General features: G+C 71.3%; 7 protein-coding genes. 2 read left to right on the top strand and 5 right to left on the bottom strand.

Annotation, left to right across the window (positions count from 1 at the left end; translation table 11 throughout):
• Window positions 1-1,840: DnaB-like helicase C-terminal domain-containing protein (locus AC1DUQ_RS14060; protein WP_477073992.1), on the top strand; the 1,840-nt coding region annotated here is incomplete at its 5' end.
• Between the two features lie 213 nt (window positions 1,841-2,053).
• Here the strand turns inward: AC1DUQ_RS14060 and AC1DUQ_RS14055 are convergent.
• Window positions 2,054-2,944 (bottom strand): helix-turn-helix domain-containing protein, encoded by an 891-nt coding sequence (locus tag AC1DUQ_RS14055; RefSeq protein WP_477059557.1) that lies wholly within the window; start codon window positions 2,942-2,944, stop codon window positions 2,054-2,056.
• 218 nt (window positions 2,945-3,162) lie between these two features.
• On the opposite strand from AC1DUQ_RS14055, the gene AC1DUQ_RS14050 reads away from it, so the two are divergent.
• Window positions 3,163-4,143 carry an aldo/keto reductase gene (locus tag AC1DUQ_RS14050; RefSeq protein WP_477059556.1) on the top strand — a complete coding sequence of 327 codons (981 nt, stop codon included), beginning with the start codon at window positions 3,163-3,165 and terminating at the stop codon, window positions 4,141-4,143.
• A 22-nt stretch (window positions 4,144-4,165) separates the two neighbouring features.
• On the opposite strand, the gene AC1DUQ_RS14045 is transcribed toward AC1DUQ_RS14050, so the two are convergent.
• The 4 genes from AC1DUQ_RS14045 to AC1DUQ_RS14030 form a co-directional block, all read right to left on the bottom strand.
• Window positions 4,166-4,846 (bottom strand): hypothetical protein, encoded by a 681-nt coding sequence (locus AC1DUQ_RS14045; RefSeq protein ID WP_477059555.1) that lies wholly within the window; start codon window positions 4,844-4,846, stop codon window positions 4,166-4,168.
• A 112-nt stretch (window positions 4,847-4,958) separates the two neighbouring features.
• A complete protein-coding gene (locus AC1DUQ_RS14040; RefSeq protein WP_477059554.1) occupies window positions 4,959-5,594 on the bottom strand; it encodes a DUF4126 domain-containing protein in 636 nt (211 codons plus the stop codon).
• 37 nt (window positions 5,595-5,631) lie between these two features.
• Entirely contained in the window at window positions 5,632-6,576 is a 945-nt protein-coding gene (locus tag AC1DUQ_RS14035) for an ATP-grasp domain-containing protein (RefSeq protein WP_477059553.1), read from the bottom strand.
• On the bottom strand, window positions 6,573-7,384 hold an 812-nt coding region (locus AC1DUQ_RS14030), incomplete at its 5' end, for a hypothetical protein (RefSeq protein WP_477073991.1). The genes AC1DUQ_RS14030 and AC1DUQ_RS14035, both read right to left, overlap by 4 nt.

Genomic DNA, 7,384 nt, shown 5'->3' with positions numbered 1-7,384 from the left:
GGTCCAGGTCGGGGACCAGCTGCTCGCCTCCGACGGGACGCCGACCAGGGTCGTCGCCGCGACCGAGGTTCTCACCGACCGGCCGACCTACCGCGTGACCTTCGACGACGGCAGCCAGATCGTCGCCGACGCCCTGCACCAGTGGTCCACCAGCACGCGCGCGGAGCGTCGGCGGAACGCCGGTCTGTCGGCGATCCGGACAACCGAGGAGATCCACGCGACGCTGCGGTGCGCGACCGGCGACGCCCGCGCGAACCACTCGGTGGCCACCACGGCGGCACTGCGGCTGCCCGAGGCTGACCTGCCGATCGACCCGTACGCGCTCGGCGTGTGGCTAGGCGACGGCCACTCCGCGTCGGCACGGTTCACCAGCGCGGACCCCGAGATCGCGATGCTCATCGAGGGTCGTGGCCTGGTCTCACGAGCGGCCCCGGCCGGCCCCGGTGCCGCGCGTCTGTACTCGATCCAGCTGCCCGTCGACCCGATCGCGTCGCGCGCCTGCGAGGTCTGCGGGGCGTCGTTCGTGCCGCAGCGGTCCCAGGTCCGCACGTGTGGGCGGTCGTGCGGCGGCAAGGTCAAGGCGCTGTCCGGCCCCGTCGCGGTGCCCACCTGCCCGGACTGCGGGGTCGAGACCACCGGACTGCTGCGCTGCCAGCCGTGCCACGACGCGAACGGCACGATCCACGGTCGGCTTCGCACGCTCGGCGTGCTGGGGAACAAGCACATCCCGTCGACCTACCTGCGCGCCAGCGAGCAGCAGCGGCGTGACCTGCTCGCCGGCCTGCTCGACACCGACGGCACGGTCAACCCGACGGGATCGCCGCAGATCGCGCTGACCAGCCGTCGGCTGGCCGAGGACGTCCGGGAGCTCGTGCACTCCTTGGGCTACCGCACGGGCTGGTCGACCAAGCGGGTCGCGGGCCGGACCGAGGACTCGTCGGTCGCCTACACGCTGACCTTCACGACGGACGACGAGGTGTTCGCCCTCGAGCGCAAGCGCCTGGTGCACAAGGAGCGCCGCCGTCCGTCGACCCCACGGCTGACCCAGCGGTACATCGTCTCGGTCGAGCCGATCGACACCGTGCCCGTGCGCTGCGTCGAGATCGACCATGCGTCGCACCTGTACCTCGCGGGCGACGCGATGATCCCGACGCACAACTCGACGATGGGCATCGACATCGTCCGGTCGGCGTCGATCAAGCATGGGATGACGTCCGTCGTCTTCTCGCTCGAGATGAGCCGCAATGAGATCACGATGCGTCTGCTCTCGGCCGAGGCGCGCGTGCACCTGCAGAAGCTGCGCAACGGTCAGATGGGCGAGGACGACTGGGCCAAGATCGCCGCCACCATGGGCAAGATCTCCGAGGCACCGCTGTTCATCGACGACTCCCCCAACATGTCGCTCATGGAGATTCGCGCCAAGTGCCGACGGCTCAAGCAGAAGCACGACCTCAAGCTCGTGGTAATCGACTACCTGCAGCTGATGTCCTCCGGGAAGCGCGTCGAGTCCCGYCAGCAGGAGGTCTCGGAGTTCTCCCGMKCGCTSAAGCTGCTGGCSAAGGARCTCGAGGTCCCGGTCATCGCCATCTCGCAGCTGAACCGTGGCGCCGAGCAGCGCACCGACAAGCGCCCGCAGATGAGCGACCTGCGTGAGTCGGGATCCATCGAGCAGGACGCCGACATCGTCATCCTGCTCCACCGCGAGGACGCGTACGAGAAGGAGTCACCCCGCGCCGGGGAGGCCGACCTGATCGTGGCCAAGCACCGAAACGGTCCGACGGACACCCTCGTCGTGGCGTTCCAGGGTCACTACTCGCGCTTCGTGGACATGCAGGCCTGACGTTCTTGCTCAGCGAACTCGTAGATGCGAGTCGGAGGGTTCTGAACTGGACCGAGYGGTCGTCGAGCACATCACCTTCTCGGGCCCCTCGCCGCGTGGCGAGCTGCGGTTCGCGCCCGCGTTCGACGCCGCGGGTCGCTGAGCGCCGCTCGACAGCCTCCTGGCTCAGCCGCGAGCCGATCAGTCGAAGTCTGACCTGGCCGGGTGTCGTGGCTACGACGGGCGACCCGCGTTCGGTGCGGTCTCGCTGCTGGTCGCTGCCCAGCTCGCCAGCATGCGGATGGCGTCCGCGTCGGGTGAGCCGGCCGGGCTGGTGAAGGTGATCAGGGTCAGGCCGGGGTCGGCGGCCAGGTCGAGCACCTCGAAGTCCAGGTGCAGCTCGCCGACCACCGGGTGGCGGACGTGTTTGCGGCCGGTGCGGTGCAGGCGCACGTCGTGCGCGGCCCACCGGGTGCGGAACGGCAGGCTCTGGGTGCTGAGCTCGCCCACCAGGTCGGTCAGGGCGCGGTCGTAGGGATCACGGCCGGCTTCGGTCCGCAGCTGGGAGACGGAGTCGTCGGCGGCGCGTTCCCAGTCGATCCAGAAGTCGCGAGCCCGATCGTCGAGGAACGTGAACCGTGCGTGGTTGGCGGGGGCACCTTGGTGGTGCGGTGTCGCGTACACCGGCGAGAACAGGGCGCGCCCAAGGGCGTTGGCGGCGACCAGGTCGAGGCGCCCGTTGTTCACGATGACGGGCACGGTCTGGCCCACGAGGTCGAGCAGCCGTTGCACGCCGGGGCGGATCTTGGCAGGTGTCGGCGTGCGGCGCTGCCTGGTGCCGGGGCCGGCTTCGCGGGCCAGATCGGCCAGGTGGGTGCGTTCTGCCTCGTCGAGCTGCAGCGCGCGGGCCAGGGAGTCCAGGACGCTGTCGGAGACGCCGGCCAGGTTGCCGCGTTCGAGCTGGGCGTAGTACTCGACACTGACGCCGGCCAGGTCGGCGACCTCACCGCGCTTCAGGCCGGGCACACGCCGGTTGCTCGCGAACGCGGTCAGTCCGGCGTCTGTGGGACTGAGTCGGGCTCGGCGGGTGCGCAGGAAGTCCTTGACCTCGTCTCGGTTGTCCACGTCGCCACCGTAGATCGCGTCCGCGGGTCCTGGGGTGGGCTGTCGGTACGCCTTCCCGCAGTGACTTCTTCGCTGGTCTCCTCGCGGGTTGCATGGAACGCGTGCCGCTCCTGGCGGCGGACCCGAGGTCGAGCGGCCCGCGCGGAGACCATGCGCCGCGACTGCTGGCCGGCGGGTACGCGAACCGCACTCCACGACCCCGAAGGAGCACGACCCACATGCGCAACGCCCACCTCGGCGCTCTCGATGTCTCCCGCATCGGCCTCGGCGCCATGACCATGGCCGGCACCTACACCTCGGAGGGCGCTGTCGACGACGCCGAGTCCATCCGCACCATCCACCGCGCCCTGGACCTGGGCGTGACCCATATCGACACGGCGGAGATCTACGGCCCCTTCCACAGCGAGGAGGTCGTGGGCAAGGCCGTGGTCGGCCGGCGCGACGACGTCGTCATCGCCACCAAGTTCGGTCTGGTGTCCCATGCGGGCGGAGGTCCCGGTGCGCTGGACAGCAGCGCCGCCAACATCAGGGCTGCGGTCGAAGGGTCGCTCCAGCGGCTCGGCACGGACCGCATCGATCTGTACTACCAGCACCGCGTGGATCCGAGCACGCCCATCGAGGAGACTGCCGCCGCGGTCGGCGAGCTGGTCGCCGAGGGCAAGGTCCTGCACTTCGGCCTGTCCGAGGCCGCGCCGGCCACGATCCGCCGAGCGCATGCGGTCCACCCGGTCGCCGCGCTGCAGACCGAGTACTCGCTGTGGACCCGAGACGTGGACGACGAGATCCTGCCGCTGCTCCGCGAGCTGGGCATCGGTCTCGTCCCCTACTCCCCGCTGGGCCACGGCCTGCTCACCGGGCAGATCCGCACCGTCGACGACTTCGCCGACGACGACTGGCGCAGGACCAACCCCCGGTTCACCGGCGAGAACTTCCACCGCAACCTGGCGATCGTCGACGAGGTGAGGGCCATCGGCGCCGAGAACGGCGCTACCCCTGCGCAGACCGCACTGGCCTGGCTGCTGACCCGCGGCGCCGACATCGCCCCCATCCCCGGCACCCGCCGCGTCACCCGGGTCGAGGAGAACACCGCGGCCGACCTCATCACCCTGACGCCCGGCCAGCTCCACCGGTTGGACACCCTCGCCCCCGCCGTGGGCGAGCGCCACGACGAAGCCAACATGGCAAGCATCGACCGGTGAGGACGCCGGGCACAGCGGGCCGCTATGACGTCTCGGACGCCCGGCGAGCCCGGTCCTCTCGCAGGAGTCGCCGTGCCCGCTCCACCGGTTCGTCGGTGGCCAGCTCCTGCCTCGACCCGGGGGTCGTGGCGTACAGCTCCACCATCTCCTGGTACGGCAGCGGCGGGAGGAAGGCATGGGGGATCGAGACGGCGTCAGCCTGGACGACCTTGCGGCGTCCGCCGAGCAGCGGCAGCGTGCGACGGCGTCGCGCGGGGCGGCGCGTCTCGACGATGAGCTCCTTAGGCGTCGTGACCAGACCGCGCACGTCGTCCCACGGCACGAAGACGTCTGACCCGGCCCACAGCTGGTGCATGCCCTCCGGGGTGAGCGTCAGCGTCCCGTCGCCGGCCCGTCCGGTGGCGCGCGCCCAGCTCAGGTAGACGAGGTACGCACCGACAACGAGGAACGACGCGGCCGCGTACGGTGCCGACCGAAGGTACCCGACACCGACAGCCAGCATGCCGACGGCGAAGGCCAGCGCCAGCAGGGGAAGCAGCCGGTGCCCACGTGCGGGGTGAATCGCCAGCCCGCACGTTCCCTCGGCCGGCTCGAGGGTCACCACCTCGTCGACGGCCAGCCGTCGCACCGACAGAAGGACCGGCACGGCACACAAGAGCACCAGGGTCGCGATCGCCAGCACACCACCAACGGCACCTCCCACGCGACCACCCCCTCGTCCAAGCGACCTCGCAGGGAAAGCGTCACACGCGGCCAGGGCGCCGTGTGGGCACCGCCGCTCGGCGTGAGCGGGTCGCGCTGCTCGCGCGCAGCGGCTACGGGACGTCGACGGGGGGTTGTGGCGGCGAAACCTCGCTCGAAGTCTCCCGCGGCAGCCCGCCGCGCCTGCGTCGTCGGCGGAAGCGGAGCCACACCAGGACGAGCCCGACCAGCCCGACCAGGACCAGCAGGGGCGCCAGGATCGCCGCGAACGACAGCCCGACGCTCGTCACGTCCTCGACGGTGCTCACCACGGGTGCCCCGGCGCCGAGGGTCGTGACGTTGACGACAGGCCGCACGGTGGCCTTCGCACCGTGCACGACGAGCGCCAGGACGATCCCGATGACGATCGGGACCCACTGGCCGGACTCGACGAACGCCTCGGGATCCGTGACGACGGCGGTCTGGGAGCTCGAGCCCGCACCGAACGCGATGCCACCCGCGACGGGCCGCACGACCGTCTGCACCACGTCGTTGACGCTGTCGACGCCGGGGATCTTGTCGGCGACGACCTCGAGCGCCAGGAGCACGGCCAGCACGGCCAGGACCCAGCCGTTCGTGAGCCACTCCCACCCGGCAGGTGTGTCCATGAGGTCCGTCCACCGCGCGAGCGCGCCGATGACCAGCAGCGGGATGTACGCGTTGAGACCGGCCGCGGTGGCCAGGCCGGTGCCGGTGAGCGCCTCGAGCATGCGGCCAGCATCCCATTGCGGCCCGGCAGGGCGCTCGCTACGCGGCCCGCATCAGCCACCGGGCGAGCGCGTCGGAGATCGGCAGCCCCGCGGCCGTCTCGTACCAGGAGTAGCCCGGGGACGGGTTGACCTCGAAGCACACGATGCGGCCGTCGTCCGCGAGCTTTAGGTCGACTCCGGCGAACGGCAGGTCGAGGTTGCGGGCGAGACCGACGCACCGCTCGGCGACGTCGTCGGGCAGCGCGTACGGCGCGAGCTCGGCGTCCTCGCCCACCTGGGCGCGGGCGTAGCGGTAGTCGGTCGCGGAGGAGTCGACGATCGCGGCGTACACCTCGTCGCCGACCACATGGACGCGCACGTCCCTCCCACGGACGTTCTCCTGGAACTGCACGGGGCACCAGCGGATCAGCTCCAGCCGCTCGGCGTCGCGGTCCAGGTCCACGATGCTGACGATCGAGCGGACCCCGCTGACCGACTTGTAGATCGCTCCGCGGTGCGCGCGCACGAACGCCCGCGCCTCGTCCGGGTCGTCGGTGACGACCGTCTCGGGGGTGTCGAACCCGCCCTGCTGGACCAGCTGCGCCTGGTACGGCTTCGACATGTTGGAGGCCATGGCGGACAGCCGGCTCGCGACCCTGCAGCCCAGCGCGTCAGGAGCGGCCTCGGTGAAGGCCATCAGCGCGTCGAACTCCGCACGAGCGCGCTGCATCGCGGGGTCGTCGGCAGGCACGCCCTTGAGCTCCGGAACGAGCTCCGGCTCGATCGGCCGCACGTAGGCGCCGCCGATGTCGCCGAGATCAGTCGTCCGATCTCCGACCCGGATCGAGCCGCGCAGCTCTCCGCCCGAGAGGTGGACGTCGACGCTCTGCTCCAGGAACTGACGGGGGTGGACCACCACCGGGTCTGCGCCGCGACGGGCCAGGGCCCCCAGCAGGAGCTCGACCGGACTCTCCGTCGGCACTCCCCACACCATGACGCTCATGCCGGCACCTTCTCCACAAGCCCGATCAGATCCTGGACGAGGGCGTCGCCCGCGACCATCAGGTCGGGCAACGGCGTCATGCCCGCGAACCACCACCGGCTCCCCGCGACCACGACGTCGATGCCGATCAGGCCCTCGGCGGCACCGACGGCGGCAGCGAAGCGGGTGACCGCCGACGAGAAGCCCTCGGGCATCCGTGCGCCGACCCGTCGCTCGACGCGGTCGGCATCCGCGATCCGGCCGTCGAGGACGACGAGGTGCAGGACGTGCGCGGCCGGCCCGGCGCGGCGCACCGCGGCCTCGAGGAGCTGGAGCGTGGACGTGCCGGCAGCGAAGTCGGCGTCCGGCACGTCGAGCCCTGCGCGGTGCGCGACGACGGCGGCGCGCAGCGGGTGCGGCGACGGGCCGGCGAGGCAGGTGGGGGACGGACGGTTGCGGACCGCCCCTGGCACGGCCGCGAGCCAGCTGAGCGTGAACGCGGTCATCTCCGCCCCGGCGTAGTCGCGCTCGCCCGGCTTCGCCCACTGCCAGGCGGCGACGGGTGGTGACAGGAGGCGGTTGACGACGAGGTCGGGCTGGTCGATCACGCTGGCCTCGCCGAGGTCGACGACGGCTCGGGTGCCGTCGCGGCCGATCCACTGCGATCGTCGCCGAGCGAACGACAGCAGGCCGGAGGTGACGAGCGTGCAGCTCTGACCGAGGTCGCGGAATCGCGAGTCCAGCCAGAGAGCAGCACTGTCGTCGAGGTCGCACAGGACGACGAACATGGGGTTCCCCTCGGTAGGGACCCGGCCGGTGAGGTCGTCAC

This window comes from Cellulomonas sp. P4_B5_2 (assembly GCF_056402235.1).
Note: the sequence above shows the minus strand (reverse complement) of the source record. Positions and strands in the feature narration are given on the sequence as shown.